General features: G+C 69.2%; 25 protein-coding genes and 1 pseudogene. 17 read left to right on the top strand and 9 right to left on the bottom strand.

Going from position 1 to position 26,587, the window contains the following annotated elements:
* Positions 1-99 precede the first annotated feature (99 nt).
* Positions 100-489, top strand: a complete 390-nt coding sequence (locus ACIQU4_RS27795; protein WP_403736100.1) for a hypothetical protein — start codon at positions 100-102, stop codon at positions 487-489.
* 299 nt (positions 490-788) lie between these two features.
* Here ACIQU4_RS27795 and ACIQU4_RS27790 read toward each other — a convergent pair whose 3' ends face one another.
* Positions 789-1,142: a hypothetical protein gene (locus ACIQU4_RS27790; protein WP_403736097.1), complete on the bottom strand. Its 354-nt coding sequence runs from the start codon at positions 1,140-1,142 to the stop codon at positions 789-791.
* 203 nt (positions 1,143-1,345) lie between these two features.
* Positions 1,346-1,489, bottom strand: a complete 144-nt coding sequence (locus ACIQU4_RS27785; protein ID WP_403736094.1) for a hypothetical protein — start codon at positions 1,487-1,489, stop codon at positions 1,346-1,348.
* 434 nt (positions 1,490-1,923) lie between these two features.
* Here ACIQU4_RS27785 and ACIQU4_RS27780 point away from each other — a divergent pair, with 434 nt between their 5' ends.
* Positions 1,924-2,355 carry a hypothetical protein gene (locus tag ACIQU4_RS27780; RefSeq protein ID WP_403736091.1) on the top strand — a complete coding sequence of 144 codons (432 nt, stop codon included), beginning with the start codon at positions 1,924-1,926 and terminating at the stop codon, positions 2,353-2,355.
* Between the two features lie 243 nt (positions 2,356-2,598).
* Positions 2,599-2,988 (top strand): hypothetical protein, encoded by a 390-nt coding sequence (locus ACIQU4_RS27775; protein ID WP_403736088.1) that lies wholly within the window; start codon positions 2,599-2,601, stop codon positions 2,986-2,988.
* Between the two features lie 32 nt (positions 2,989-3,020).
* On the opposite strand, the gene ACIQU4_RS27770 is transcribed toward ACIQU4_RS27775, so the two are convergent.
* Entirely contained in the window at positions 3,021-3,812 is a 792-nt protein-coding gene (locus ACIQU4_RS27770) for a hypothetical protein (protein ID WP_403736086.1), read from the bottom strand.
* Between the two features lie 337 nt (positions 3,813-4,149).
* Here ACIQU4_RS27770 and ACIQU4_RS27765 point away from each other — a divergent pair, with 337 nt between their 5' ends.
* From ACIQU4_RS27765 to ACIQU4_RS27750, 4 genes are all read left to right on the top strand, one after another.
* Complete coding sequence (locus ACIQU4_RS27765) at positions 4,150-4,881, top strand: hypothetical protein (RefSeq protein ID WP_403736083.1); 732 nt, start codon at positions 4,150-4,152, stop codon at positions 4,879-4,881.
* Positions 4,869-5,753, top strand: coding sequence for a hypothetical protein (locus ACIQU4_RS27760; RefSeq protein ID WP_403736080.1), 885 nt, complete (start codon positions 4,869-4,871; stop codon positions 5,751-5,753). The genes ACIQU4_RS27765 and ACIQU4_RS27760 overlap by 13 nt, the downstream gene beginning before the upstream one ends.
* A gap of 57 nt (positions 5,754-5,810) precedes the next feature.
* Positions 5,811-6,083 (top strand): helix-turn-helix domain-containing protein, encoded by a 273-nt coding sequence (locus tag ACIQU4_RS27755; protein WP_403736078.1) that lies wholly within the window; start codon positions 5,811-5,813, stop codon positions 6,081-6,083.
* A 122-nt stretch (positions 6,084-6,205) separates the two neighbouring features.
* Positions 6,206-6,955 (top strand): nuclease-related domain-containing protein, encoded by a 750-nt coding sequence (locus tag ACIQU4_RS27750; protein ID WP_403736076.1) that lies wholly within the window; start codon positions 6,206-6,208, stop codon positions 6,953-6,955.
* A 426-nt stretch (positions 6,956-7,381) separates the two neighbouring features.
* On the opposite strand, the gene ACIQU4_RS27745 is transcribed toward ACIQU4_RS27750, so the two are convergent.
* From ACIQU4_RS27745 to ACIQU4_RS27735, 3 genes are all read right to left on the bottom strand, one after another.
* The gene (locus ACIQU4_RS27745) at positions 7,382-7,849 is read right to left on the bottom strand and encodes a hypothetical protein (protein WP_403736073.1); all 468 of its coding nucleotides are present in this window, start codon (positions 7,847-7,849) and stop codon (positions 7,382-7,384) included.
* A gap of 53 nt (positions 7,850-7,902) precedes the next feature.
* On the bottom strand, positions 7,903-9,048 hold the full coding sequence (locus ACIQU4_RS27740) for a hypothetical protein (RefSeq protein WP_403736070.1): 1,146 nt from the start codon (positions 9,046-9,048) through the stop codon (positions 7,903-7,905).
* Positions 9,049-9,536: 488 nt separating this feature from the next.
* Entirely contained in the window at positions 9,537-10,070 is a 534-nt protein-coding gene (locus tag ACIQU4_RS27735) for a hypothetical protein (protein ID WP_403736067.1), read from the bottom strand.
* An 817-nt stretch (positions 10,071-10,887) separates the two neighbouring features.
* Here ACIQU4_RS27735 and ACIQU4_RS27730 point away from each other — a divergent pair.
* The 7 genes from ACIQU4_RS27730 to ACIQU4_RS27700 all read left to right on the top strand — a co-directional run bounded on the left by ACIQU4_RS27730 (position 10,888) and on the right by ACIQU4_RS27700 (position 19,634).
* Positions 10,888-11,169 (top strand): HU family DNA-binding protein, encoded by a 282-nt coding sequence (locus ACIQU4_RS27730; RefSeq protein WP_403736064.1) that lies wholly within the window; start codon positions 10,888-10,890, stop codon positions 11,167-11,169.
* 147 nt (positions 11,170-11,316) lie between these two features.
* Positions 11,317-12,069 (top strand): hypothetical protein, encoded by a 753-nt coding sequence (locus ACIQU4_RS27725; RefSeq protein WP_403736061.1) that lies wholly within the window; start codon positions 11,317-11,319, stop codon positions 12,067-12,069.
* 450 nt (positions 12,070-12,519) lie between these two features.
* Entirely contained in the window at positions 12,520-14,241 is a 1,722-nt protein-coding gene (locus tag ACIQU4_RS27720; protein WP_403736059.1) for a hypothetical protein, read from the top strand.
* Positions 14,238-14,795 carry a hypothetical protein gene (locus ACIQU4_RS27715; protein ID WP_403736057.1) on the top strand — a complete coding sequence of 186 codons (558 nt, stop codon included), beginning with the start codon at positions 14,238-14,240 and terminating at the stop codon, positions 14,793-14,795. The genes ACIQU4_RS27720 and ACIQU4_RS27715 overlap by 4 nt, the downstream gene beginning before the upstream one ends.
* A 73-nt stretch (positions 14,796-14,868) precedes the next feature.
* Complete coding sequence (locus ACIQU4_RS27710; protein WP_403736054.1) at positions 14,869-15,681, top strand: hypothetical protein; 813 nt, start codon at positions 14,869-14,871, stop codon at positions 15,679-15,681.
* Positions 15,682-16,415: 734 nt separating this feature from the next.
* On the top strand, positions 16,416-16,565 hold the full coding sequence (locus tag ACIQU4_RS27705) for a hypothetical protein (protein ID WP_403736051.1): 150 nt from the start codon (positions 16,416-16,418) through the stop codon (positions 16,563-16,565).
* Positions 16,566-16,964: 399 nt separating this feature from the next.
* A complete protein-coding gene (locus tag ACIQU4_RS27700) occupies positions 16,965-19,634 on the top strand; it encodes a hypothetical protein (RefSeq protein WP_403736048.1) in 2,670 nt (889 codons plus the stop codon).
* Positions 19,635-19,815: 181 nt separating this feature from the next.
* Here ACIQU4_RS27700 and ACIQU4_RS27695 read toward each other — a convergent pair whose 3' ends face one another.
* Together ACIQU4_RS27695 and ACIQU4_RS27690 are read right to left on the bottom strand one after the other, a co-directional pair.
* Entirely contained in the window at positions 19,816-20,250 is a 435-nt protein-coding gene (locus tag ACIQU4_RS27695) for an NUDIX domain-containing protein (RefSeq protein ID WP_403736045.1), read from the bottom strand.
* A gap of 36 nt (positions 20,251-20,286) precedes the next feature.
* Positions 20,287-20,367 carry a hypothetical protein gene (locus ACIQU4_RS27690; RefSeq protein WP_403736577.1) on the bottom strand — a complete coding sequence of 27 codons (81 nt, stop codon included), beginning with the start codon at positions 20,365-20,367 and terminating at the stop codon, positions 20,287-20,289.
* A gap of 318 nt (positions 20,368-20,685) precedes the next feature.
* Here ACIQU4_RS27690 and ACIQU4_RS27685 point away from each other — a divergent pair, with 318 nt between their 5' ends.
* The 3 genes and pseudogenes from ACIQU4_RS27685 (at position 20,686) to ACIQU4_RS27675 (ending at position 23,052) form a co-directional block, all read left to right on the top strand.
* Positions 20,686-21,366: a hypothetical protein gene (locus tag ACIQU4_RS27685; RefSeq protein ID WP_403736043.1), complete on the top strand. Its 681-nt coding sequence runs from the start codon at positions 20,686-20,688 to the stop codon at positions 21,364-21,366.
* 18 nt (positions 21,367-21,384) lie between these two features.
* A pseudogene (locus ACIQU4_RS27680) lies at positions 21,385-21,930 on the top strand (ribonuclease H); the annotation flags it as partial.
* A 468-nt stretch (positions 21,931-22,398) separates the two neighbouring features.
* Complete coding sequence (locus ACIQU4_RS27675; protein ID WP_403736041.1) at positions 22,399-23,052, top strand: hypothetical protein; 654 nt, start codon at positions 22,399-22,401, stop codon at positions 23,050-23,052.
* Between the two features lie 18 nt (positions 23,053-23,070).
* Here ACIQU4_RS27675 and ACIQU4_RS27670 read toward each other — a convergent pair whose 3' ends face one another.
* Entirely contained in the window at positions 23,071-26,523 is a 3,453-nt protein-coding gene (locus ACIQU4_RS27670) for a hypothetical protein (RefSeq protein WP_403736039.1), read from the bottom strand.
* Positions 26,524-26,587 lie beyond the last annotated feature (64 nt).

The following is a 26,587-nucleotide window of genomic DNA, read 5'->3' as shown; positions in this document are numbered from 1 at the left end:
CCCGTGCCAGGAACGGCCATACCGGCTCCGGGCCCACGCGATGAGCCTGCAAACCCTGCTCCGCCGAAAGCAGCGCCCCGCCCGGGCCTGAGAGCACCGGTGCACGATCCCGTACTGTCGACAGGCTCCGCCGCATGGGTCAGGGCCTGTCCCTGCCGATCGCCGCGATGCCCGCCGCCGGCGTCCTGCTGCGCCTGGGCCAGGACGACATGCTCGGACGCGCCCCCCACCCTGCACCAGGCCGCATCCGTCATCTCGGGAGCTGGCGCCGCCGTCCTCGACCAGCTGCCGCTGCTCTTCGCCCTCGGTGTCGGATTCAGGCTCAACCGCTCGCCGAACTCGGCCAGCCGCGTCCTGTCCTGCGCCCTCTCCTACCTGATCCTGGCCCGCGCCGTCATCGTCCTCAACCCACTGGACAAGCCCGACACACCGGCCGCGCGCTGGCCCTACGGAGCCCTCTCCGACTGCGAGGCGCTCGACGACCACTAATGAGGCGCGGCACTCACGGGGCGAGCCGGCCTTTTCCTACTCCCCGTCACGGCACCGCATCCGGTGAGTGCCGGGGTGCTCGTGATCGGCAAACTCCACCACTGCTCGTTGAACGCGGATTTCGGCATCCGCCCAGCGCCCAATGCTCGGGAAGTGACGGACCCTGTAGCAGCGGCCTTCGCCGATGTGGCATGAGACCGGCGCTCCCCGAGCCGCCGGCGAACTCCGGCCCGGGTACGACGCGGGGGCCGTACACCATGGCGTACGGCCCCCGCGTCCTGCGGACAGCTCAACTGCGTTCATGCGCAGTCAGGGGATCCCCCGACCTGACCGGAAGCGGTCAGCGTGATCTGTCCGCGGTTGTAGGCGCCGAAGAGGATTTCCAGCAGCCTGCTGCTGCTCACCACACCGTCCTTGGCACCCTTCTCCGTTGCTTGCTCGACGAGGTCATCGTCGAGCGCCAGGTCTTTCCGCGAGCGGGGCGCAGAGCCGCCATCAGGCAGGGGGCGGGCCAGCCGGATCGTCCCCTGAACGTATCCGCGGAGCAGGAAGGTGGCGAGGCTGGGTACGGACAAGCGGTCGCGGCCGGCAGCGTTAGTGAAGTCGACCAGTACGTCGCCGGCGATGGTGTAGGAGTTGCGGGGTAGTGCCATGCCCAGGAGTGTATGGTCCCGGCCCATATACGACTCTGCGCACCTGCCGTCGACGTGGACGGCCAGGTGCTTAAGGCGTGCAGCCGAGCCCGGGCTGGACGGTCGGCCAGGTTGGAGGGGACACAGGAGGGCTGGAGGCTGAGGCACAGCTGCCAGTGGGGCTGGGCGCGACGACGTTCCTGCCACCAGACCGGCCGAGTCGGCTACGCGGCGCTTCTCTCGGCCTCGTTGAGGGCGGCGGCCTCGCGAGCGCACACCTCGACCACCGGTCCCGTCAACCGTCCGGCACGCCAGGACTCGCGCAGTCCAGCATCGAGCAGGTCCGAGCGGGTGGCGAGCAAGCGCATGTCACCAGCCAGGCAGCCGGTGAGGCTACGTCCGGGGTGACGGCGGTGAGCTGGCCGGCACGGTCGGCCACAAGGGCCGAACGGTCGCGCTCGGGGTCAGAGGACAGCACGGTGAGAGCCCTCAAATGGTCAGTCGTGACAGCCGCTCGTGCCCATTCCGTCACTGGGACCCCCGTGACTGGCGCCACCTTGGCGCCTCCCGACGAGAAGTTCTTCTCTGTCCGAGCCATGGCGTGCCTCCCCTTGACCATACGGGCGGAATCCGATCTTGATGTATATGTTGCAGCAACATATACTAGGTCCATCGGTGTGAGTGTTGAAAGCCCCGTCGAGGGCCAATCAGCCAGCCACCCGTCCATCACTGGATCCTGCCCGCTGCACCATCGCCGCGGATCCATCACGGCCCAACCATCTGCCTTCCGTACGGGAGTTCAATGACCCAGCTGACCAGCCTGCCGTCGATGCCCACCGCCCGCGACGTGTTCCCCTCCGGGACCCCGGGCCACATCTGCGAGGACTACAACCGCCGTCGTAAGGCGCAGATCATCGCCATGGTCCTCTTCCGCCAGTTCAAGGGCGTCCTCACAGAGGCGTCGATCGCGCGGATCACCGACGAGCGCATGGAGTGGGCCGCCCGGAGTGCCAAGGAGAAGGTGCCCGGCAGCGAGCTGACGCGAAGCATGATCCGGGACGAGCTGCGGCGACTCGGCGGCCTGCCCCCGGCGCCGAACGACCAGGCGGGCGAGAAGGCTGCCGCCACCACCGCCCCCGCGGGCCAGCCCAGCAGTCCGCTCGACCCCCACCAGCTCTCCGAGATCCTCCGGCTCGGCCTGCCGGTCCTCGTCGTCCCGGTCCCTGCCGCCTAACACCGTCCACCGGCGCCTGGGGTGTCCCGTGCCCGCGTACGGCTCGCCCCAGGCGCCTGCGAGTTCACCGCTCCGCACGGTGCAGCGTCCACCTTCGACGCGGTAGACGCCAGCCGAGTCCCAGGTCCTGAACCAGAGCCACGGCCGATTCCCATCAGGAGGTCCGCCATCACCGAACCCCAGACGCTCAGCGGAGCGTTCCGTACCCGCCTGAAGCGCGCCTGCGCAGATCCCAACGGGCTCTTGGCCGGCAAGCTCACCCAGCGCTTCATCGAACAGATGAGCTTGGAGGGCTTCATCGCCGCCGTCCAGGCGAATCAGCCGGGCCGGGCTGAGCCGACCGACTCCGCCTGGAGCATCACCCCCGCAGGACGCCTTGCCGTCCTGACACCCGCTCAGCGCATCGCCCTCACCGAAAAAGTCGCCGAAGGCGGGCGCTTCGATTCCAAGGTGCCGTGGGCCACCCTGCGCTCGCTCGTCGACGACTGGCTCGCCGAATACCGCGACGAACACGGCGTCGCGCAGCCGAGCGACGGCGACGACGGCGTACGGGGGCCGCAGTTCGCCGCGTTCCGCACCCAGCTGGGTAGGGAGCTCGCCGACTACGCCCTCGCCGACACCACCGCGACCTGAAAGACCCCCACGCCCGCGACCTGCCCGCACCGCTACCGCCCGAGGGCGCCGCGGACAGTGACCCCGTACAGACGCCGCAGCCGGCCCAGCTCCCACACGGACAGGGCACTCACCGACAACGGTGGCCCGATGAGGAAGAGCAGCCGCACCGATGCCGGGGCGGCAACCGGACTGTCCTCACACGCCTGGAAGGCGCAGGTTGCCCAAGCCAACAAGGGAGAGAGCAGTGGTGGCAGGACTTCGTGGACGTCTCCGACCCGGAACACGTAGTGCACGGACAGGACGACCGAGGCCAGGCCGAAGGCTGTGGTGAACAGGACCAGCACCAAGAGGGCGATGAGCCCCGGGAAGCGCAGCAGCCCGAGATGACCGGTCAGCCGCATGCCTGCGTCCTCGCGCAGCAAGGTGTACACGACGAGGCCGGATCCGAAGAGCGCAGCGAAGCCTCCCAGCGGAGTGCCGAGCCGCCGAGCGAAGAGCCGCCGCCGCGGCGATCGGGCCGCGAGCACGAACGCGATCAGGGCTACAGGTCCAGCTACGGCGAGAACGCCGGCGGCGATGAACGCGTCGGAGAACCGGTCGAGGGCGAACGCGGACGCCGACTCCTGGAGCGGGTACCGATAGACAAGCCAAAACGTCGCGGCGAGGCCGATGCTCGTCCGCAGGATCTGGGCGGCCTCGATGGCGCTATCGCTGACGCGTCCGGGCCGACCGGGACGGTAGACGCGTAGCGCGAGCGCGAACGGCAGCGCGAAGCAGCCTGGTCGGCGGCGGCGGCGGCGCGAGCGCGAACCACGTCCTCGGCGATCCGGATGTATGTCCAACGTTCTCCCTCTGTGTCGTGGCTGCGGACGGTGGCCGCTCGGCCTGAGTGGCACCCGCCGCGCGGCCACCGTGGAGGGACCGTCGGCACGGTCAACGCCGCAGCTTGATCACATGTATATGTTCCGGTAACATATACACCATCGGGTGAGGTGATGCTCTACCCACCCCCGGCCCCGCGTGCGTCGCAGGCCACAGCGCACGCCGGACGCCAACTCCCCGCATCCCCACACGCCTTGACCCGAGATCGGCAGGGCGTCGACGCATCCACGTCCTCAGCCGAAACAGACCGACGCGCTCGCGCGACCAGCGCCTCTCACGAACCCGGAGATCCCAAGCGTGCTCCTGCGACCACCGCGAGAACGGCCGATCGTCCCCAACGCGCACACCCAGCTGCACTTCCTGAGCGACTACAACCACCCCCTCGGGCCTGTCGGCGACCTCCGGCATGAGCGGAGCTACTACCTGGCTCCCACCACCGAAGGACTGCAGGCCCACTGGGCCCTCCTTCGCGATCCGCACCCGGACAACCCGATCCCGTTTATGTGGCTGTGCCTGACGCACATCGACCACGAGGACCTCGGGCCCGGCGAATGCGGCCGCTGGCGACGCTGCGAAACGAGTGCCGCGGCCTCGGAGGAGGCCGCCAACCACGCCTTCTTCCACGACCGGTGTGCCGAGGAGGTACGTCGCCGAGGTGCCGGCGCACCGCCCAGCACCAGCCTGAACCCCACCGAGGAGCAGGTGGAGGTGGCGCTCGAGACCGCGCAAACAGGCGGTCCGTGCCCGGAAGAAGCCCTCATCGAACCCATTCTTCGCGCGCACCGCGCAGAGGGCACAGGTTCGGGAGCCGTGTGCACCACCGTCAGCAGGCGCCACCTGCAGATCCGGCTGACCCAGCTGATGGCCGGCGGCCGGGCTCGTGTCCGGCAGGAACAGGAGTGGCGCGCGCTCACCGGCACCCGATGGCCCAGCACATCCCCGCACCAGGCCCTCTGGGCCACCTGCGAGCAGGGCGAACGATGGGTGAGGGAAGCCGTGGAGAGCCGGCGAGGCATATGGGCGGCGTGATCATCCCGCGGCAGGAGGAACTCCTCCTGCCGTCTGTGGCGGACTGGTGTCAGCGCTGGAGCGAGCGACGCCCCACCTGGCGCCGCACCAGCGAGGGCGGCTTCGACCCGTCCGCTCACCGTGTTGTGTCGATCCCCGAGACCGCGGCGCGCAGCTTTGTCGAACGTCACCACTACAGCGGCGCTTTTCCGGTCGTCCGCTTCGCCTACGGCCTTCAGCGAATTGACGAGGAACCCGGACCGGGCGAGCCGCCCGGAGGTCGTCTGCTGGGCGTCCTGACGCTCGGTATCCCGATGAACGGTGCATCCCTCGACATCTTCGAGAACATCACGAGATACTCCCAATCGCTTGAGTTGAACCGACTCGTCCTACTTGACCGAGCTGAGTCGAACGCCGAGTCGTGGTTCTGTGCAAGATCATTTGTCCTCGCAGCCAGAAGGGGCATCCGAGGCGTCGTCGCCTACAGCGATCCGGTCGCCAGAATCCGAAAGACCGAGGCCGGGGACGAGCTCGTGAGCCCAGGGCACATCGGCCACGTCTACGCCGCCCAGGACTTCGCCTACCTCGGAAAGACCCGCACTCGACGGATCACTCTCCTGCCCGACGCGACCGTCCTGGCCGACAGGGCGGCCACCAAGGTCCGCCGAGGAGAGCAGGGCCACCGCGGTGTGGAAGAGCGACTCGTACGGCTCGGAGCCACCCCGCGGCGCAGCACCGAAACCGGCGCCGACTGGCTCACCGCCGCACTGGCCACCATCGGCGCCACCACATTCCTCCACGGTGGCAACCACCGCTACGCCCGCACCATCGGCCCCCACCGCACCCGCCTGCGCCTGCTCGGGACGACCCACCCCCCACCTCGGGCCTGCTGATCGCGGCCACCCGAGACCGTGCACCACACCATTCCACCCATAACCGGAGGACCGCTGATGACCAGCACCGACCAGAACCCGACCCACCACACCACGCCGGAGACCGGCGCCGAGCCGACCCGTGCCCGAAGGCTGCCGCGGGGCCCGGAACGCGACCAGCTGGTCGCCGACCTGAAGGAGAAGTACGACGGCGGCGCATCCATCCGTGAACTGGCGGACGAGACCGGCCGCTCGTACGGCGGCGTCCACCGTCTCCTCGTCGAAGGCAAGGCCGCCCTCCGCGGCCGCGGGGGAGCTCACCGCGCACCGGGCGCCGGCCAGCACAACTAAGCCCCCGCCACACCCCGCAAACCGCCGCCCTCGCAGATCCCCTGCGGGGGCGGCGGACTTTGTCCACAGGCCCGCGCCCAGAAGATCACCATCTACCCGTTCACCACCCGACGGAGAATCCGATGTTCCGAACCGCATTCCGGCGTAAGAGCGGCGCCGGCGCCAGCGCCCAAGCGATGGCCGACGCCATTCGAGCCGATGAGCGCCGACGGCAGCACCGCACGGCGGCCTGGGCCCTTCCTGCCGCGATTCTGCCCTCCGCTGGCCTCGGCTACCTCGCCGCAACCTCGACCAACTGGTACGCCGGCACCGCGGTCATCAGCGTCATCACGGTTCTGGCCCTGAGCCGGATCTACCGGACCAAGGGCAGCACCTGGGCCACCGGCGCGGCAGGGGAACGGAAAACCGCGCGGATCCTCGCCCCGCTCGTCTGGTGCGGGCTCGGACTCTGGATCGTCCTCCACGACCGGGCAATCCCACGATCCAGGGCGAACATTGACACATTGGTGGTTGCGCGGTTCGGGCTCGCCAACGTTGACAGCAAGACCTTCAAGTCGAAGAAGTCCAAGGTCCGTCTCGACGCCCAAGGCCACCTCTGGTACGGCCGCTTCTCCCTGCAGCGCAAGCTGGAGACCGTGGTCTGGGAGTCCAACCGCGCCGCGGAGATCCTCGGCTACCCGGTCCGACCTATCATCGCTGTCCACCACGCCGCCATACCTCCTGGCGGACTGATCAGCGGCGGCGTCACCATCATCCAGGCCGGCGAACTGCGTCGGTATCTGCGCTCACTGCCCAAGGAGCCCGGCTGGAACCGCGCCCGCGTGCGTCAGGTCGCTCTCCTCGCCGAACAGATGCTGCCCCCCGCCGCATGACACCGCCGAGCACGAAGCTCGGCACCCGCCCAGGCGCGGGTGTGATGACCAACGGCTGCGCTCCTGGGAACGCGCGGGCCTGCACACCATCTGACCCCACGCCGCGCCACGCAAGACATCGGCCGACGCCTCACCCCGCACAGCCGGCAAGTCGAACCCCCAGCCGATACCCAGACTCGCAAACCCGATTAAATCTGTGGAACCCAGCGTGTACGGCGCATAAGGTCACCTCTATGAGCCCTGGGGCGCAGTCACTGCCACCCCCCCCGCACACTGTCCAGGGCAACGCGACGGGCCCCGGAGCACGTGCCCTCAGGCACGAAGCTCTGGGGCTTCGTCATATTCCGAGCAGATGGCCAACGACCGACCCCCAGGGCGGTGCCCGTACCTCGCAACCTTACGGACCAGGCGCCAGCGCGGACGCCATCAGGAGTCATCGGCCGTACCGCTGACTGCAACCTGGTTGCCGAGCTCGGAGCGGTGTGGGGAAAAGCCGGGGCCCGCCCCGGCCGCCCTGATCTCGCCATTGCTGTTGCGGTACTCGACGAGCAGCAAGTCCGCCAGGCAATGGCTGGTCCGCTTCGTCACACGGTCGGACAAGCGTCCCGCCGAGTCCAGCTCCTGGCTGAGCGCGCGCCACTGCGTGGGGCTGAGGAGAGCGCGACGGCCAGCCGGCAGGATGCGGAACAGCGCCGTGTCGATCTCGCGAAGGGCGTCCTCCAGTTCCAGGCGGAAGCCGTCGGAGTCCTGGCCGTAGATCCAGCGTTCCCGGAGCATCGACTCGATGTGACCGGTACTGGTGTCCCCAGGCAGGTGCCCGTGCTCATGGACGCTGGCCAGTTTGAGGGCCGTTGCCTCCTTCGGCGTCGGCCTCCTCGATGCGTAAGTGGGCAAGGGCGATCCCTCCTGCAGAGTCGGAGCAATGTGGAGCGGCGACGCGAAGGGGCCTACGCCGCGGCCTGGCGAAGATCCCTGCCGCGCTGCGGAATCTGCATGACCGGAGCCATCTCCTGCATGGACGCAGCGGATAGGAGCCCGAGGTACTGCCGCTCCCGGGTTCGGTGCCGGCGTACCGCAGCGACAAGGTGCCGCTCCCGTCCTCGGAGGCGGTCCAACTCGCTGCGAGCGGCGGCCCGGGTGTCGGCCGCCCGGTGCTTGCCAGCGGCGATGCGCAGGGCGTCGACGTCGCGGCGGGCCAGGTAGTGGAGGGCCAGGGCTCGCAGGACGGCGCTGGCCCTGCGCGTGGTGGCCGCCGGCGCGGACGTGCTGGTCGTCGGCCCGAGCCGGACCGAGGCGGGCAGGTAGTCGGGCGAGGTGGCGGTGATGTCGTCACTGCGGCCGCCGTGGCTCCATCCGCCGCTGAGCTGCACGCCGTTGACGGTCGGCTCGTCGACACATGCACGCCACGACGGCCAGGCCGTACTGGATGCAGGCTGGCCGTAGGAGATGTAGATGCCCTGCGGGACGGCCGTGCTCCGGTCGTAGAGGTCTGGACCCACGGTGAAGCTGCCGAGGACGCGGCTGCCCTCGACCTCGTAGACCACGCGCCCGGGCACCGCGCCGACTTCCTTCTCCCGGATGCGCAGAACACCCATGCGTGTGCCCTGGCGGTCGAAGAAGGGCAGACTCACAGTCGTCTGCACAGGCGGCATCACCGCGGGCTGGCGCCTGCGGACGAGACCGGCGACCTGGTGGATGCGCCTGCGGGCGGCAGCACGGTCGCTGCGCACGGACTCGAGCTCGGCTTCCAGCTTCTCGGCGCAGCGGCGCTCGTAGGTGGCGTTGCCCTCGGCCGTGAGCCGCGCCGCAGCGAGAAGCAGCTCTTCGCGGTCCGGACGCTGGCGCCAGTCCTTCAGGATCGCGACGATCACGGCCTCGATGAGTGCACGGGCGCCGTCGGGGATGCGGTAGGTGGATCCGTTGTCCCGCAGGACCACGGCGTTCGAGGCGAGGGAGTAGCCGCGGCGGGAGACGGTACGCGGGTTGATGGAGTCGGTGAAGCCGTGGAGCCGTACGTTGCGCACGATCGGCTCATCGGGGCGCGGGCTGTACCAGCCCACGTTGTCGGTGCCGTCGCCGAACTGGACCCGCACCGTCCGCGGTGTGAGCGGACCTTCGTACGGGGTTTGCGGAACCACGACGAGGACGCCCCGAACATGGGGGCCCCGCACTGCGTATCGAACACGGCCGTGTTCGAGAACCGTTGTGTGGACGGTCAGCGTGCCGATGCCGCGGAGCGGCAACTGGGTGCCATTCTTCGGGTGCACATTCCTCCTTTCCTGATCAGGTGCTGTACGGAGGGACGGCTGCGGTGCCGCCTGTGCGGTCCGGTCGTGCAAGGTCCGGCCCTGGGTGGGGGCGCACCGTCCGCGCCGCCAACCATCGGTATGGCGGCGCAGGCAAGCGGAGCTGGGGACCGCCTCGGAGATGGGCGATGGGACGGTTAACAGCAGTTGGTCTGCAGTTCCGTTGAAGGGGGACCGTCCGGCCCGGCCAGAGCCGGGCCGGACGTCATGTGGGGTGGCCGGGCAGGCGGACGACCGGAGACCGCGGCCGTCATGGCGCCTGGAGGACTCCGGGCCTACGCCTCGTCGTAGGCGTCGCAGCACGGGCAGGAGTCCTGCCCGGTCTTGTAGTCGTGCGGGCAGAGGATGCCGCGTACGGAGCGCAGCATGGCCGCCACGGCGTTCAGGCGGGTGCGGTGTCCCGAGGAGAGGGGAGCGAACTCGGCCCCGTCCAGGGAACAGCTCCAGCGGCCGGATACTGCCCGGAGGACCCGGTAGGTACGGCCGGAATACCGGAAGGTGTAGTTTCCGGCGGAGCCGGCGAAGTCCTGACTCCGAGCGATCAGGCGCATCCAGCGGTCGTCTTCGGCGCTCTGCTGGACGGAGCCGGTGCTCAGGGCAGACTCGATGAGGTCGATCTGCAGGAGCAGCTCGTTGTGGCCTGCTTCGGCGTCATGGTCGGCGCGGTACCGGCGGCACTCGACCTCGTCGTCGATGCTGAGGTCGAAGACCATCGTCTCGAAGGAGTTTCCGTCCCACATCGGCTCCGCCATCGCCACGGTGGACACCTCGTACCGGCCGCACCGCGACAACGACTTGAGACCGATCATGCGGGCACCTCCGAGGTGATGGGCCGAAACTCCGACTGACACATAAAAGCATATATCGAACCGCGAGCGTGAGTCAACTTTTATGTGTCATATCACGATGTTGCGATCTTCCCCGGACGTAGACCCTCGGTCGGTAGGGCGGTTCTCGTGCCCGCAATCAATGTGGCCGAACATACGCGCATGTTGTGGTGGATGTCCGGCTAGCCTCCGCTCGTTACGCCTGCGTGCCTGCCGGGTGGGGGGCCTCGCTACAAGGGTCGACACGTGACACATAAAAGTGTATAGTCGGGGTAGCGATAGGCTCTCAGAGCCACGCTGCGGTAGCGCGCACCCATGTCAGCCTTCACTGGCGCACAGGCGTGCACCGCGCCCGCTCTGGCCATGCGGGGTGCAGCTCCCATGTCGTACCTGCCGATTCAGTTGAAGGGCGAGAACTTGTCGAAGCGCGGCCGGCCCACGAGGGTCGCATTGGTTGTCGTCGTGGCAGGTGTGATTGCGTTCGTTGTCGCCGTGTCCGCGGCGGCCGCCGACCAGGTAGTCGTATGCGCCACCGCCGTGGCCCTGACGGTCGGATGTGGGGGCTGGCTCACACACGACGCCTGGTGGACCGGGAAGCGGCCGCGCGGATAGGCCGCATCCCGCCCGACGTGAGCATCCGCGTTGGGGCGGCCGCACGGAAATGGGTCAGCGATCTCCGCTACCGGAGCGCGGTCTGCCCCAGGGCGGCGCCCGTAGGTCCGAGGGGCCGGCGCAGATTCAGAGCGACACGATCTACATTGAACCGCCGTAATACCGGCAATCCCCACAGGAGAGTGATATGAACCGCAGTGAACTGGTGGCCGCGCTGGCCGACCGCGCCCAGGTGACCCGCAAGGACGCCGACGCCGTGCTGGCCGCCCTCGCCGAGACCGTCGGCGACGTGGTGGCCAAGGGGGACGAGAAGGTCTCGATCCCCGGCTTCCTCACCTTCGAGCGCACCCACCGCGCCGCGAGGACCGCCCGCAACCCGCAGACCGGCGACCCCATCCAGATCCCGGCCGGCTACGCCGTCAAGGTCTCCGCCGGGTCGAAGCTCAAGGACGCCGCCAAGGGCAAGTAGCTCGGCCTCGGGCTGGGCTGAGCCCGCCCGGTCAGGCTTCGAACAGGGCTGCCACGCAATGTGGCGGCCCTGTCTCCATCCGGGAGACCGTCAGAATCTTGGAAGAATCTTGGAAATATCTTGGAGTTCCAAGATAGGGTGGGCATCATGAGTACCGCCTTCGACGAGCTGGAAGCCGAGATGCAGGAGCAGCGCCAACGCCTGCGCGCCGCTCTGACGTCCAGCAATGAAGTCGAAGTTCAGGCGTCTCGCGCGGAGCTCCAGCGCCTGGAAGCGGCCTGGCACGCCCTGACCGGGAAGCTGGTCGTTGACGCTGCTGACCGCGCGACGCCCTCGATGCGTGAGCGAGTCCTGCAAACCCTGTCGTTGATCGGTTCGCCTGCCTCCCAGACGTTCATCCTGTCTGTACACCGGGTCTTCTACGGCGCCGAGCTCAACGGCAAGGCGATGGTCAGCCTCCGCCGTGACGAACAGCGGAGCCTCGCCAGCACCGGCAACCACCGCGTCTACGTGTGCGCGGCGCTGACAGCGGACCGCTTCGGCGTTGCCCGAGGACTCCTGGCTCACTCCGCCTGGCCCCTGGAAGAACGCATCATCGCCCCGACTTCGCGGCGCGTGAACCTACTTCGTGCGATCACCCAGATCACCGAAGCCGCTGAACGCCTGCCCACCACAAACGGGACAGCGCACGCGGTACACAACCTGTTTCGCGGCATCCCGGAGATTCCGGAATACGACGTCACCGACACCCCAGTTGACCTCCAGGAGCTCCATGCCCGCGCCAAGCAGGCTCTCGCCCTGGAACTCCGGCCCGACATAAGGGCCCGGAGCGCAGCAGCACGACGGGCGCGACAACAGCTCGACCCTGTCCAACAACTCTTCGGCGCATCCCGCCACTGATCACCCACCGACCGAGTTAGCAACACAGACATGAAGGGGGCCAGACCAATGGCGGAGGTACGGCTGGGCGGATGCGTCGGCTGCACAGGAAGCAACCGGCCCGGCTTCATCTACCCCTATGAGGAGCAGGCAGACGGCTCCTGGAAGTCGGTGGAGAAACGCTGCCCGGAGGGGTGCACGCCCCAGTCCCGCCGGGAAGCGATCGCTCGTCAGCAGCGAGCCCGTGAAACCCCGAAGCACGAGTCGCCCGCTCCGTTGGCCCCCGCCCCCGCCGAGCCCGCCGCTGCTGCTGAGCCGATGCACCACCCCGCCAGCCCCAATCCGGCCTCCGCCTACCGGGGCCGACCCGGCCCTCCGGACAACCGCCGCGCGGTGACGCCCCGGCGTGACGCCGCCGCGAGGGCCACACGTACGCCGGCGACCGCCGGCGCCCCGCGCCGCTGGCCGGCAGTGGCCCTCGATGCAGCGGACGAGGGCTGGGTCCTCGACATCGAACAGGTCCCGCCGCCCGCAGGAATGAAGCTGACGGACTGGGTCGGCTGGCTCGGCACCGGACTGCCCCTGCGTGTCGAGCGGATCCACGCTGCCGGGCGCGCCGGTGACGGAATCGTCTGCCTGACCTCGGCCGCGCTGAAGAAGCTCGGCCTGCCCGCCGTCCTGCCAGCCACCGACAAGGCCCTCGCCCAGCTGCACAAGAAGCTCTCTACCGCGGCGGCCAGCGTCGGGATGGAGGTGTCCGACGAGATCGGACCCACCATCCACGTATTCCGCCGCAAGGGATCCGCCGGCGGACCCAAGACCTCCGTCCGGATCCTCTTCACGCCGTGGCTCGGCCAGGGCACGGACAAGCAGAAGGCCACCAACCAGCTCGCCCTCGAGATGGCCACTGACGACCACGGGCAGCCCGACGCGCCCGTCCTGGCCCGCCGCATCCGCACCTTCGTGGCCGACCTAGGCATCGCGCCCGGTTCGACCCACGCGACCACCAGCATGCTCCTGCTCGACGCTGTCCGCCCCCGCGAGGAAGCCGTCCAGGACGACGAGACCGGGGAATGGTCCCGGCAGCTGCGCGACGGCGCCCTGCCCTCGGGCGACACCGCCGTCCCACCGGCAGCCGGCGCCCGCCACCCGCTCACGCGCGAACTGACCGGAAAGGACGAAGCCGTCTGCCAGGAGGAGGACTTCAAGTACTGGGCCCGCCCCCTCACCGACGACGAGGCGGCCCTGCCCTACGCCGTGGTCATCGACGCCTGCGCCTCCTACCTGTCAGTCACCGAGACGCTCGCCCTGCCGGCCGGGCCACTGCAGTACACCAGAAACCCCGCCTGGGACACCAAGACCGCCGGGCTGTGGTGGTGCGACTTCACCGACGTGGAAGTCAACGCGCTCCTGCCGCACCCTGCGACCTTCCACGGCGCGCACCCCACAGGCCCCGGCTGGTACGCGACCCCCACCGTTGCCTACATGGTCACCACGTACGGATACGACCCCAAGAAGATCGACGCGGCGTACCTGTCCTCGCACACCGTCCCCCTCCTCAAGGAATGGACCGGACGCCTCCGCACGGCATACAAGCGCGCGTACGCCGACCTCGGACTCACCGACGGGCAAGACGCACAGGACTTCCTCGACGCCTACGCGATCCACAAGGACACCGCCGGCGACCCTCAGCGCGCCGACGCCGCCCTCCTCGCCTCCTTCTACAAGAGCATCTACAAGGGCGGGATCGGCAAATGGACGGACTCGGCACGCACCTCCATCCCGGATGACGAGGTCTGGCTCGAGAAGACCGCCTCGAAGTGGTCGTACCGGCCCGAGATCCGCTTCACCATCATCGCCGCAGCCCGCATCGCCGCACACCGCCGCATGCGCAAGACCTACCAGCTCACCGGACGCGCCCCCTTCGCCGTCAACGTCGACGCGTCCTTCTACGCCACCGCCGAGCCGACCCCGCTCGAGCTGTTCATCCTCGGCGACAACGGCAAGCCCGTCCCGGGGACACTCCGTCCGGGAATCGCTCCCGGCTCCTGCAAGCACGAGTCGAGCATCCCGATGAAGGCCGTCATCTCCCTGCTGGACAACCATGAGCATCCCGCCCGGATCGCCCACGACTACGACACTGCCGGCCAGCCCGTCGACGACCGCGAGCAGCAGGAAGAGAGCACTCAGTGACCGGCGACGACGAGACTCCCAAGCGAGGGCTGCTCGGCACCTTCCGCGCCAACGCCTTCCCCTCACGCCAGCCGCCGAAGATAACGACCACCCAGACCGCCCATGTCCTCGAACGCAAGTACGGGGGTAATCGTCAGGCCATGGCCGCTGCCTACGGCGTCACGCCAACCGCCGTGGGCCGCTGGCTCAAGGGGACGCGGACACCACGCGGCAGGGACGCGGAGAACCTGCGGCACGACGCCGCTGAGGTCCAGACCACCGAGCGCGGGCGGGAACGACGGGCCCGTGAGGTGGAACGTGCCGGCGCCGGTGCCAACGCCAGGGTCAGCCGGACCGCGACATTCGCCATTCGCGGCTCCGACGCCATCCGCGCCCAGGATGTCCCCCTGCGTCTAAGTGCCGCTCAGATTGCCGCACTCGTGCGAGCCGAGGACGAGGAGACGGCCCGACGCATCGTCGGCAGCGCCATCGCCGACTACTTCAACTCAGGTGCCTACGCCCGCTGGACCGCAGAAGACTTCGACTACGACCCCGAGAGCTTCACACTCGGATAGCACCGCACTCACACACCATCGCGGTCAGCCACGCGACAGACCGGCGACGACACCATGCCGAAGGGGGAAGACCATGGCATCGCACGACCCGAGCCGGCCCACAGCCGTGGCCACCAGGGTGGTTGCCGTTGACAAGAACGACTACCAGCACCTCCCACACGACGAACGGCACGCGGGCAGCTTCTCCTCGTACTGGCGCGACATCCACCAGACCGCCACCGCGGCCCTCGCCCGCGGCGAGCAGTACCTGCTCCGTCCCCTCCTGGCCGCCGAGTTCGACCAGTTCTGCCGAGGCGCGGGCCTGCGCCCCCGATCACGCGCCGCTCTCGATGCGTACAGCGCCGTCCCCGCGGACCGCGAAGAGCTGGTCGCGTTCAGCGGGGAACCTGTCGAGATGCTGCGGCAGATCATGGTCTACGAACGGGAGACCTGGGCGATGATGACGCTCTGCGGCCGCATCTTCGACCTGGCCGCCGAGCAGGGCAGAGACCACGTTGTCGGTGAAGCCCGCCACGACGCCAGGAACCTTCTGGACAGGCTGCTGCGGCGATCGCGTTGGCACGACGACGTGGTCCTCGTGGCGAAGGCAGGAGGCGGCCTGTCCCTTGGCTCCTACGCCATCACCGTGGGAACTCCGGCCGGCGACACGGCCATCGGCTCCCGCGACCGGAACCGCTTCACCTCGCTGCTGGCCGCCTCCCTCCTCGCCGGGGCCGCCGGCGTACTCACCCTGCGCACGCCGGACCCAGGCGGGGACCACGTCCTCGTCTGGCGGATGGCCGACCAGAGGCTCCTCCCCACCGAGCACGGCGAACTGATGCTTGAGCCAGCCGGAGGCCACGACCAGACAGTCACGTACGCGCCCGGTTTCGATCTCATGAGGTAGGGACACGGTCGCCGATCACCTCGCCCATACCCTGGCCGCAGCGCAGGCATTTTGGCAGATGGAACAGCTCGGCCAGACAGACGGCCTTGATGGCGTTGGCCGCGGTCACCGAAGCGACGTCACGCCCTGCACATCGGCCACCGGTGGGGGTCAGCCGCGATTCCCGGGGAGGGCAACCTCGACGCCGCGGGCCAGGAACCAGCCCTGCGAGAGACTGACACCATGGCACATGATGACGCGACGGCTGTGACGATGGCCCATCTCTTCGATCCGGAGCCGGAAAGGTGGGGCCTGCGTGGCGACCCTCATGTCTGGCGGGCCCTCCGTGACCACCTGTCCGCTACCGACCTCCCGGCGTCGGTTGACGAAGCGGTCGGCATTGTGCGGGAAGCGTTCAGGGGGCTCGTGGGTCTTGACCCCGTTGCGGACCCAGCGTCATGGGTGTACCGGGAGCAATACGCCCACGGCGGCATGTCCAGTGGAGGGATCTCTCTCGACACATGGCGAGAGAAGTTGATCCCTCTGCTCACGGAGCGTGCGAGGACGCAGTTGGAATCCTGATCGGGGCCGACTCGCACAAGCTCCCCCGAGCTGAGGGGATCCTGGAATGCTGCTGGCCGTGAACGAGGAACCCTTCGCTGACGGGTTGCTTACCACTTCCGCGACGTCGGCCGGCTCTTCCTGCACTTCCGCCGGCACACCGGGGCCAGCCAGACCGTCCTCGTCTGGTGGGAATGAGTCAATCCGACGTCAGCGCCATCGAGCGTGGCGTGCGGCAGGTCAAGACCGTAGAGGTCCTGGACCGGATCGCCGACGGCTTGTCGATCCCCGCCACCCTGCTCGGACTGGCCCGGGCGGGTCCACAGGCCGTCGGGGACGGTTAATGGAACCGCTGCGGGAGGGGCGGGCCTGGGCGAGGAAGGGGAGCGTCAGGTAGCACTGAGGGCACGCCAGCTGTTTTGGGCCAGGGCGGTCGATGGGTGGGGCACTGGGCGCTCCCGCGGCGCAGGAACCGTAGCAGCAGCGACCTCGGGGCTGGCGAACTGAGTCAGCGGTACACCGCCCGCCTGCCGGGGTGCCCGGGATGCCATTCGGCCCAACGCACTTCACCGAGAAGCGTGCCTTGCCCGGACCCACCTCCGGACTGTGGTGAATCCAGCTGCCGCTGGGAGGTGACGCAACGGTGATGCCCGGCACCCCCCCGACATCCTTGACCGCTTGTGCGCACTCTGGCGTTTGTCGTGGTGGGGCGGCATGACCCGGAGCGTGCAGGAGCCGTCTTGTTGCCGAAGAACAGCACGAACATCACCAACCGCCAGCAGATCGCCAGGGCACTTAACAAGGCGACCGGATGCGGTTACCAGCAGGCGTTGCAGCGCGTCGTCGACGCCGCCGGGCGGAACCTGCTGCCCCCAATCCTCGACGCGGCCGGCCGCGCTGCAGCCGTTCGCATCCTCACCGACCTGACCGCAACCGGGCCCAACCTGGGCCCCGTGCTCGCCACGGACTACCTCACAGCCCTGGTCGCGGAGTTCCGTCTCCTGGGATGGGGCGCTGATGACCGCAAGCCAGACGTGGACGCCTTCGGCCTCACGGCATACGCAGGACCGGTCGCTGGCCTGAGCCTCTCCGTGGGACGTGCATACCACGATGACGACGGCAGCGATGAATCCGACCCGGACGACCCGGAGCGCTTCGACCTGACCAAGCCGCTGTACCTGACCGCGATGTGCCCCTCGGGCAACGCCACCGTCGAGGACTTCGAGGACGGCCTCGCGGACTGCTCCACCGAAACCGTCCGCGTCACCGCGCGCCGCCTGGACACCGAACTCGGACAGACCCGGCTCCGCAGGGTCCGGGCCATGGAAGAGGAGTCCACCACGCCGTGCCCGATCTGCGGTGACCGGTACCCCGAGCACCACCTGCTCGAGAACTCGCCTGGTGCAGATCCTGTATGCCCCGCGTGCATCTTCGACGGCGACCAGCAGTACCGGACCGATCTGCCGCATTTCGCCGTCAGGCTCGACCGGCTCCTGCACGATGACCTGTCCGCCCCGGCGGGCTGGGACGGCGTCGCGGCTGTCCTCGCGCTGACGTGCGGCCCCAACTTGGGCGCCCGGCTCGACCGCGCGCTGAAGGAACGCGGCGGCTGGCCCTTCGTCATGGAACGCTGGGGCGAGCCGCGCGAACGCTCCTGGATCTGGCTCCCGCCGCCGGCCTACCGTCACGCGGCGTTCAAGCACCTGGGCGCCGGCGCGAACCTGGCCGCGCTTGTCGACGCCGTCGACCGCCACGACCCCACCGCTCGCGCTCGCGCGAAGGCCGTGTGCCAGGAGTCGGACGTGCGCTGGCGGGACGCCCTGTGGCCGGCCGCAATCGCCTACACCGTGGCCTTCACGACCCAGGGCTACGAGCGCGACCGGCACCGCGCCCCCACCCACGTCGTCCACTCCCTCAGCGACGGACTCGAGCAGACCATGAAGCCGTTCGCTGTCACGGGCGACGCCTCGAACGTCGAGTACGGGCTCGAAGCGCTCCTCACGTACCAGCTGTTCCCGATGTTCCTCGGGCACAGCCTCGACGAAGAACCCGACGACCCCCGCCGCCGGTACGGAGCGGAAAGCGACGACGACCGCCCCACCGCGGCCCGCGCCGACGCGCGCCTCTCCAACAGCATCGACCGCGCGAACCAGGTCGCTGTCATCCTCGGCAAGATCCCGTTTGCCCCGCCCGGCATCCCGGTCTGGGACGGCGCATCAGTAGCTGGGGCCGATGCCCGCGGCTTGGGCAGCACCGCGCCCGCAAACGACCAGTGCGCGGCGGCCCGGGAGCAGGCCCGTCAAGAGGCGGCCGAAGCCCTCTACGACCTGGGCGGATCCCTCTTGGTCGACGCCGACCAGGCATGGACGCGCAACGGCTGGTGGATTCCCTCGGACCACGCCCCGTACGCCGTGCGCCAGGCCCAGCAGTTCCTCGGCGCGAAGACCAGGGTCCAGGTCCTGTGGTACTGGCCCAGCTCGCAGTTCTCCGAACCCGTGCAGGTCTGCGTCGACGCCACCGGCGTCAATCCGCACAGTACCGGGCTCCGGGACGTGCCCTGGCTGGATGTTTGGGACGGCCATTCCGTGTTCGGGTTGATGCTGTCCGACATCGCCCTCGTCCGCCGAGCCGAACCCGGAGACGAACTCACCCAGGTCTGGCCCTCTCACAGCCCTTCCGCCCTCAAGGAGGACGAAAGCGCGAACGAGACGAGCCCCGTCACGACGGACAAGCTGCTTCCCACGCTGGACGAACTGTCCCTGCTGGCGAACCAGTTTCTGCATCTGGCAGGGCACCGGCTCGGAGAGGGCTGGAAGGCGGTCGACCAGAAGGCGTACGCCGCCCACCAGCGCCTGGAGAAGGCGCTCGAAGCCGAGTACACCGGCTTCGCAGCCACGAGCGTCAAGGTGTGGATCAACCTGTTCGACACCGGGCACCCCTGCCCGAGCGGACAGGCCCGGGCCTTGCCCGGATACGCCGTGACCGGCAAGCCCTACGAGGTGGAGTTCCAGGTTCACGCTCACGACCCGTCATGCGGCTGCGGCCAGGAGTACGGCTTCGGCGAGTTCTCCGACCGCATCTGCCAGCTCTTGATCGTCCTTTGTCTGTTCGGCGGACTGATCGAGATCCACCCCCTGATCGAGATCGCCACCGCGACGGGCGATCCGGACGAGCACCGGGCTACGCTGCGCGATGTCACCTGGGAGGTCGACGGACCCGACGGCTACGACTTTCGGGAAGTCCAGCGCCGGGTGATCCGGGACTTCACCGACGCCGACTCGAACCTGAACACCGATACCAACCCGACCTACATCCCGCCGTACATGGCGGCGGACGGATGGCACCTGCCAGAAGGTGGAACGTCGATGATGTTCCACGGACGACGGCACGGCGACGGCGGCGAGACGGCCTGACCGCAAGGCCGGTGCTCAGGTGCACCCTGAGCACCGGCCTCGGTGCGGAAGCCGTCTCGTGGGCATCCGATCGCGGCAGCTGAGAACCTCCGCACGCTGCCGTCGAGCACAGGGAGGGCGGGATGATCCAGCCACCTCGTCGGATCCAGCCGGGTGCCGGGAGCCTCTGCAGCAGGTGTGGTTACGCGGCCGCGGAGAGGTCGCCTCGCTGCAGGGCCGCGCGCAGCTCGTCAGAGATGGCCGTGGGCAGGAGGGCGATGCCAGCAATTGCGTCGGGGGTGAGGGGTACCTCGACGAGCTCATAGGTGCCTCGGTCGGTGCGCAGGAACTCGGGCCCGGTCCGGTCGGCGAAGTTCCAGCGCTTGACGTGGGCGAGGTAGAAGAGCTCGGTCTCCCCGCTGGGGTTCTTGAGCTCGTGGAAGAGTCGACCGATGGTCGCCTCGCCCGCGATTTCCTCGCGGATCTCGCGCAGCAGGGTGTCTTCGGGGGTCGCGTCGTCTTCTTCGATGCCGCCGCCGATGACTACCCAGTAGGGGTCGCGGTCCGGACGGATGCGCTTCATGAAGAGGGCGGTATTGCGCGGGGTGATCAGGATGGCGCGGACGCGCAGCTTCATCAGGTGGATCCTCTCGTGGACGGGTGGCGCGGGCGGTCAGTGGAGCAGCCAGCCGCCGTCAACGTGCAACGACTGACCAGTGATGAAGGAAGCGGAGGGACCCGCCAGGAAGGCAATAACGGCCTGGAAACGGCCGCGATCTACCGACGCCGGCGCCGAGACCTAGCAGAAGCCCCCGCCACCGCCCAGCGGCCCCGAGCGTCGCCGCGGTCATTGGCCTTTTACCACTCCGCGGCCGCGGACCCCGGCTTCGCGACTCCGACACCGGACAAGGGGCATGGACTGCGGGCGCAGAGCCTCGGCGACCTTGTCCACAGGGCCGGCGTCTTAGCGTGCCAGCGCCAGGAGCTGAGGCCCTGGACCGCCCTTCAGCGCCGGCACCGCTGTCGGGCGAGACCTCGCCGTACACGCTCGACAGCGATTGAAGGAGCAACCTTGCACAGTCAGGCACCACCGAGCCGGCCCCCGGACGAAGCCGGTCGGCGCGCCCGCCGACTCTCACGAGCCTGGACGCGGAGCCACCAACGAGATCTCTGGGAGTCCATATGTGACTTCTGGAGCGGGGCTCGGTACCCGATCCTCCGTACCGCCCGGTGGGGGCTTCTCGCGGCCGCCCCGTTCCTAGCCCTGGGCGTCATAGTCGGCCTGCTCGGTTACCTCGCGGACACGACTGGCGATTCGGGCCACACCGGCCTGCTCGCCACCGTCACCACCCCCGTGCACCGCTACGTGACCAGCCACGCGGTTTACCTACCGCTCTCGACGGCCACCGCGTACGCGTTGTGGAAGATCGTCGGGGTCGCCTCCTTCGTCCTCGCGGCCCTCCGCGTCGGCGGCGGCCGGCCCCTTTGGGGCCTGTGGGGCGTGGCAACGGTAGCCATGACCTGGGCCGGCACGCCCGTCACCGGCCGCGGCCTTGCCGCCGGGATCGCACTGCTGGGCTGGTGTCTGGCGTCGGCCATCGCACTGCGGGGAACCAGCCTGCGCCCCCGCGTCCAGGTCCTGATCGAGGCTCCCCAGCGGGCGCCAGAGGTCCACGCGGACATCCACGTCCACCCGGTGGAGTCCTCGCTCATCCCGCATAGGCCGCGCTCCGGCGGCATCTCCCTGAACTGACCGTAGGAGGAGCGAGACATGACCGAGCTGATGATTGCCGCCTGTGACGGCGCCGCCAAGGGGAACCCGGGACGGGCCGCCTGGGCCTGGGTTGTCGCAGGCGACGACGGTGGAGTGGCGCGCTGGGAGGCGGGCCCGATGGGGACGGCCACCAACAACCAGGCCGAGTTGACGGCGCTGCTGAAGCTCCTGCAGGCCACCGACCCCGCGGTGCCGCTGGAAGTGCGGATGGACTCGCAGTACGCGATCAAGGCCGTCACGACCTGGCTCCCTGGCTGGCGCCGGAAGGGCTGGAAGACCGCCTCCGGCACCCCGGTGGCCAACAAGGACCTCGTGGTGCACATCGATGAGCTGATGGCAGGCCGGAAGGTCAAGCTCGTGCACGTAGCCGCCCATCGGGCTAATGGCGACCCGTACAACGAAGCCGCGGACCGGGCCGCCAGCCACGCAGCCCGAACGCAGGAGGCCGCCCGCGGCACACACGCCTCCACACTGCCGGCGGCACGGGCCACCAGCCGCACGGAGCGCGGCCACCCGCGCGCCCGGTACGCACCGAGCCGAAGGCGCAGCCGCTACGACACATAAGAGTTGACAAAGGGCGTGTGTCAGCGTAAATTACGCCCCTATGGACAACGGGGTGCGCGTATCCGTGATCCGGTGCGACAGGCCCATGGGCCCTGCCTGTTGAGGTCTCGACCGTGTGATCACACTGGATGGCCGGATGCCCATGTCGTTCCGCCGCCCCACGGGTGAGGTTGGCGCTCGGCCCCAGGCGGGTGTCCCGTTTGGTCGGCTCCGCTGTCGATTTGTGGCGCGGAGCCGGCCGGCGCGCCCTCCGAATCGGCTGGCGGCGGCAATGAGTACTGGAGTTCGCGCCCCGGGCGCCGCTGGCACGGCCGAGGGTCGTCGCAGGTGCTGGCGAACTCATCGCAGAGGCGGGGCAGAAGGACGCTTGCGTGGCCGGATTGGAACGGCCGAATCGCCCGCGCGATCTCCCCCCTTGAGCGATCTACGAAAGGTTAGTGTGTGGACATGACACGCAGTCGCATCGCCGTCGTTCCCGCGGTCCTACTTGCCGCTCTCGCCGTCACCTCGTGCTCCTCCGGCTCGGATGACAAGCCGGCGAAGGAAGCGAACGGCCAGCCCATATCGAAGCAATTCAGCCAGGGCGAGATCACGCAGGCCATTCCTGACCGCGGTGAGGCGCCCGCCGGCTACGACCCCGGAAGCCTCGGCAAGGACCGGCCAGGCACCGCGGACGACTGCACCCACACGGAAGGTGGCTCTCCGAAGGGCTGGGCCCGCGCCGGCGACACCAACTTCTTCTACAACGGCTCCTCCCGCTCGCGCATGATGGACCTGGCCGTCTGCCAATTCGACTCGCCGGAGAACGCGAAGACCGCCTACACCGCCTGGGTCAAGCGCGAGGGCCTCACGCCGGTGCAAGCGAAGCAGACGTCCGTGGGGGAGGAGAGCTCCTTCCTCGTCAGCAAGACCGGCAGCGTGTATGCCTACGCCCGCTCGGGCACGGTCAACATCGAGGTCAAGGTCGCGGACGCCGGCGAGGACGCCACCGCGGCACACGACATGGCGGCCACAGTCCTGAAGCGCCTCCAGCAGATCCAGGCCGGGAAGCGCCCGACAGCCACCGCCGCCGAGATCGCCGCCGCGGCCCAGAAGAAGTAGGCCAGCACGCTCCTTTGGTCAGGCATCCTTCCGCGCCGGACCGGTGTCACCGAACGCATCCTCGATCGCCCCGGAGTTGATGAGCGCGATGCGCAGGCGCTCCCGCTCAGGCGCCTCCATTTCGCCGGCCTCAGCGAACACCCGGGCGGCGTACCGCTGGATCTCCAGCCGGTGGTACCGGTCTGCCGGGGCCTCGAGCATCGCCGCCGCGATACTCATCGCCTGCGGACTGGAAGGATGACCGGCCGCACGCTCGGCGACCCGGTAGGCCGCCTCCAGCACCGGCTGCTGCTCGACGGTGCGCGCTGTCAACTCCAGCCAGCGCGTTTCGTCGAGGCACTCGGCGTAGGCGAACCGGCCGAGGCCGGTCAGAGCGGCGGGCGGCAGGCCACAGTCCAGCGCCGCCTCCCACACCTGCGCCGCACGCCCGGGCCACGGGCTCCCCTCGGCGCAGCGGAACACAGCTCCGGCGACTTGGGACAGCACCTGCGAGACCGCCTCCGGGCCGCCCTTTCTTCCGGCGAACTCGGCGAGCAGGGTACCGTCCGGGCCGAGCGCCTCCGAGGCGTCCAGCAACGCGAAAGCGACTTTGCTGACAAGCGGGTCAGCCTGCGCTTCGGTCACCAAATCCAGCAGCACGGCCCGGTCGAGACGGGCCAGCAGCTGTGCGTTGGGCTGTCCGTGCCGCAGCCAGGCACGGGCTGAGCGCCACGGGGTGTCGATCGCGAAGAGGAGAGCGGCGCATTCGTCGGCCCACGCGGGCGCACAGTGCACGAGCTGGCTCAGACACAGTCCTACGACGGCCAGGGCCTGGTCGTCCGGCTCTTCCTTGAGGATCCGGTCGAGCACCGTCACCAAGGGTTCCGGCAAAGCCGCCTCTTGACGGTGCGCGTGCTGGAGGCCCCAGGCCATCAACGACAGCAGTGCGACCCCGCCGGACACCGCTGTGGCATCGATCAGCGGATCGGCCGAGGAGACCCGGGGCCTGGACCAGGACGCCACCAGGGCCTGGAGCCAGCTCACCACCTCCGGCTCGTCCTCCACTTCCAGGCCCTGTTCCCAGGCTTTGTGCAGCAAGTTGCAGGTCACCATCGTCAGCTGGCCGGCGCCTGCCTCAGCCGCTTCCGGAGCCGGCCTGACTGCGAACGCGGCCTTCGCGAGGTGCCCGAGCTCCGGGGCGGGCAGTGTCCCGTTGCCCAGGGCACGGTGGAGCGCGTTGAAGTAGGCCGCCCGGAGCGCCGGGTCTGACGCCTCCGCGACGACACCGGAGACGTCCGCCGCCCACGACTGCGGATCCTCGGTGACGAGCGCGGTAAGCAACCCGGCCCGCGCCCCACCGTCCTCGACGTCCTTCCGGGGGACCGCGGTGCCTACCAGCTCGCGAACCGCGGCAGCCGGGCCCTCGGCTGCCGCGAGCCCGGCGAAAGCCGCCGCGGACAGCCCGCCGTGCTCCTCGATCCACGACCTGATCCGCAGCAGGGGCTCGGGCCGGGACGGGGCCTGACCGCCTGTGAGCTCCTGCAGGACACCGAGCAGCGGCTGCCACGCCTCGATCGCGGCATGGGGAAGGATCGGGTGGAGGTCCCAGGCCGTCCGCCAGGCCGCCGGGAGGGCTTCCCCCGACGCTTCGTAGAGGGCCCTCCACGCAGCAACCTCTTCCGTTGTTGGCGCCTTGCCGAGACCGTCCCGTACGGCGGCTGCGAGATCACCGAGATGCTCCTCGGGACAGGTGCGGTGCACCAGGGCGAGGAAGTCGAATTCGTCGGCGCGCGCCGCGCGGGCGGTCACGATCCGGCCTGCGAGCGGGATCGCGGTGTCCCACCAGACCCGGGCCCGGTCCGGCACCACCGCATCCACCTCGTAGGACTCGCCCAGCAGCACCGCTGCAATCCGATCGCGAAGAGCCGAGACAGCCAGCTTCGACTCCAGCGGCCTGAGCCGCTCCGCGAGTACGACGCCGAGCTGCGCATCCTCGCGGGCGATGTCCAGCACAGACCGCATCACCGCCACCGCGAAGGAGTGCGACGGATCCTGAAGCGTGACCTCAGTCAGGTCGTTAACGACCTCCGCCTCGAAGTGGATGGGGCCTTCACCCAGGACCGCGGCGAGAGTTCCGGCGACGACGTTGCGGATGATCACGCCCAGCCGGTCGCCGGCCAGACGTACCTGACCATGGGGGTGCACGGTGACCGCCACGGCGCGAAGCAGCTGCGCGGCCTCCCACGTCTCCCGGGCCCCGTACTCAGGGTTGCGCAGGACGGCCTCGACGACCTGCACCCATCGGACGGTCCGCTCCGCCACATCGATGTCCCGGGCCCAGTACCCGATCCGCAGAAGGACGTGGCGGTCCTGATGCTCCTTCGCGATCGACAGGAGCAGAGGCCAGGCCGTCATGCCAGCCGCGCTAATCAGCCCCACCGCCGTGCTGACCGCTCCCGGGCCTCGGCCGCCCACTGCCTCCAGATTCGCCTCGACCCACGAGCAGACCCGCTCCGGGTCCTGCCGCAGAACGCGCTGCAGGTAAGGCAGCGCAGGCCACTGGGCGGACTCGGGGAGCAGGCGCTCCGCCGGGAGGAGATCGAGCCACTCGTCGCTGACGGCCGCACGGAAGAAGTAGGCGCCAGCCCGCGGGTCGGTCATCATCGCGATCTCATCGGCATCCGCTGGCGATGGCGCCTCCAGCAGCGCCAGTTCACGAAGGCGCTCGGCACGATCCGGCAGCCCGAGGAAGAGCTGCTCGAAGGCGGCGACCACACCGTTGAACAGCGCCCGCGATTCATCCGGACCGGTGCCCGAGCCATGCAGCACCCCAGAGGTGTCCCGGTAGAACCGGGTCCAGGAGTTCCGTACGGCCTCAACCTCCGCGAGCCCCATCTCCTGACGGGTCTGCTGCTGCACCAGGTAGCCGATCTGCCGGATCCGCTGCCCACCGGGATTTGCCTCCTCGCCACGCAACGCCTTCACGGACTCCGCGAGTCCGGTCAGAGCAGCGGAGGGCACCTGCCCATCGGCGCACCAGGCGCCGGCGATCGCCTTCGCCGCATCGACCACCGCCCGCCTCGCGGCCTCGATGCCGGGGAGGTCCTTCGGCGCCAGGTGCAACACGCTGTCGATCGCGTTCCGGCAGCACGACTGTGCGACCTCGTACGGTGCATTCCACCGCCCCGGCTCGGCCAGGACGGCCGCAGCATCCTGCAGCAGGCGCAGGGCACGCTCACCGTCCGGTCCGCACGACCGCAGTGCCGCGGCGAGATCGGGGGAGAGGACAGCGGCCCGGGCGGGTTCCACATCGGGAACGGCGTGCACGTGGTTCACCGGGACACCGTAGTCCGCGGCACCTGTCTGCCGTCCCCCACATCGGTGAACCGACCACGCCGCCGCGGCAGCCGCTCCGAGCCGGCCGACGCACAACTTGAGCGGCACATGCCGGAAAACACCGTCGGCGGGCCCGGGAGAGCGGACGCTGTCCACAGGACCCACTTCCTACGATGCCCAGACCCGGCACCGGTCGCCGGCTACCAAATGATCAGATGAC

This window comes from Streptomyces sp. NPDC090741, from assembly GCF_044769045.1.
In the GTDB taxonomy this organism is placed as follows: Bacteria; Actinomycetota; Actinomycetes; order Streptomycetales; family Streptomycetaceae; genus Streptomyces.
The sequence above is the reverse complement of the archived record's forward strand: the minus strand, read 5'-3'. Positions and strand labels throughout refer to the sequence as shown.

What these genes read in the sequence shown, in the direction of transcription:
- ACIQU4_RS27735 (WP_403736067.1), bottom strand. Translation starts at nt 10,070, where the DNA reads ATGATCGGTCTCAAGTCGTTGTCGCGGTGCGGCCGGTACGAGGTGTCC.
- ACIQU4_RS27760 (WP_403736080.1), top strand. Translation starts at nt 4,869, where the DNA reads ATGGGCGGCGTGATCATCCCGCGGCAGGAGGAACTCCTCCTGCCGTCT.
- ACIQU4_RS27780 (WP_403736091.1), top strand. Translation starts at nt 1,924, where the DNA reads ATGACCCAGCTGACCAGCCTGCCGTCGATGCCCACCGCCCGCGACGTG.
- ACIQU4_RS27750 (WP_403736076.1), top strand. Translation starts at nt 6,206, where the DNA reads ATGTTCCGAACCGCATTCCGGCGTAAGAGCGGCGCCGGCGCCAGCGCC.
- ACIQU4_RS27785 (WP_403736094.1), bottom strand. Translation starts at nt 1,489, where the DNA reads ATGCGCTTGCTCGCCACCCGCTCGGACCTGCTCGATGCTGGACTGCGC.
- ACIQU4_RS27725 (WP_403736061.1), top strand. Translation starts at nt 11,317, where the DNA reads ATGAGTACCGCCTTCGACGAGCTGGAAGCCGAGATGCAGGAGCAGCGC.
- ACIQU4_RS27790 (WP_403736097.1), bottom strand. Translation starts at nt 1,142, where the DNA reads ATGGCACTACCCCGCAACTCCTACACCATCGCCGGCGACGTACTGGTC.
- ACIQU4_RS27755 (WP_403736078.1), top strand. Translation starts at nt 5,811, where the DNA reads ATGACCAGCACCGACCAGAACCCGACCCACCACACCACGCCGGAGACC.
- ACIQU4_RS27705 (WP_403736051.1), top strand. Translation starts at nt 16,416, where the DNA reads ATGAGTCAATCCGACGTCAGCGCCATCGAGCGTGGCGTGCGGCAGGTC.
- ACIQU4_RS27695 (WP_403736045.1), bottom strand. Translation starts at nt 20,250, where the DNA reads ATGAAGCTGCGCGTCCGCGCCATCCTGATCACCCCGCGCAATACCGCC.
- ACIQU4_RS27730 (WP_403736064.1), top strand. Translation starts at nt 10,888, where the DNA reads ATGAACCGCAGTGAACTGGTGGCCGCGCTGGCCGACCGCGCCCAGGTG.
- ACIQU4_RS27675 (WP_403736041.1), top strand. Translation starts at nt 22,399, where the DNA reads ATGACACGCAGTCGCATCGCCGTCGTTCCCGCGGTCCTACTTGCCGCT.
- ACIQU4_RS27710 (WP_403736054.1), top strand. Translation starts at nt 14,869, where the DNA reads ATGGCATCGCACGACCCGAGCCGGCCCACAGCCGTGGCCACCAGGGTG.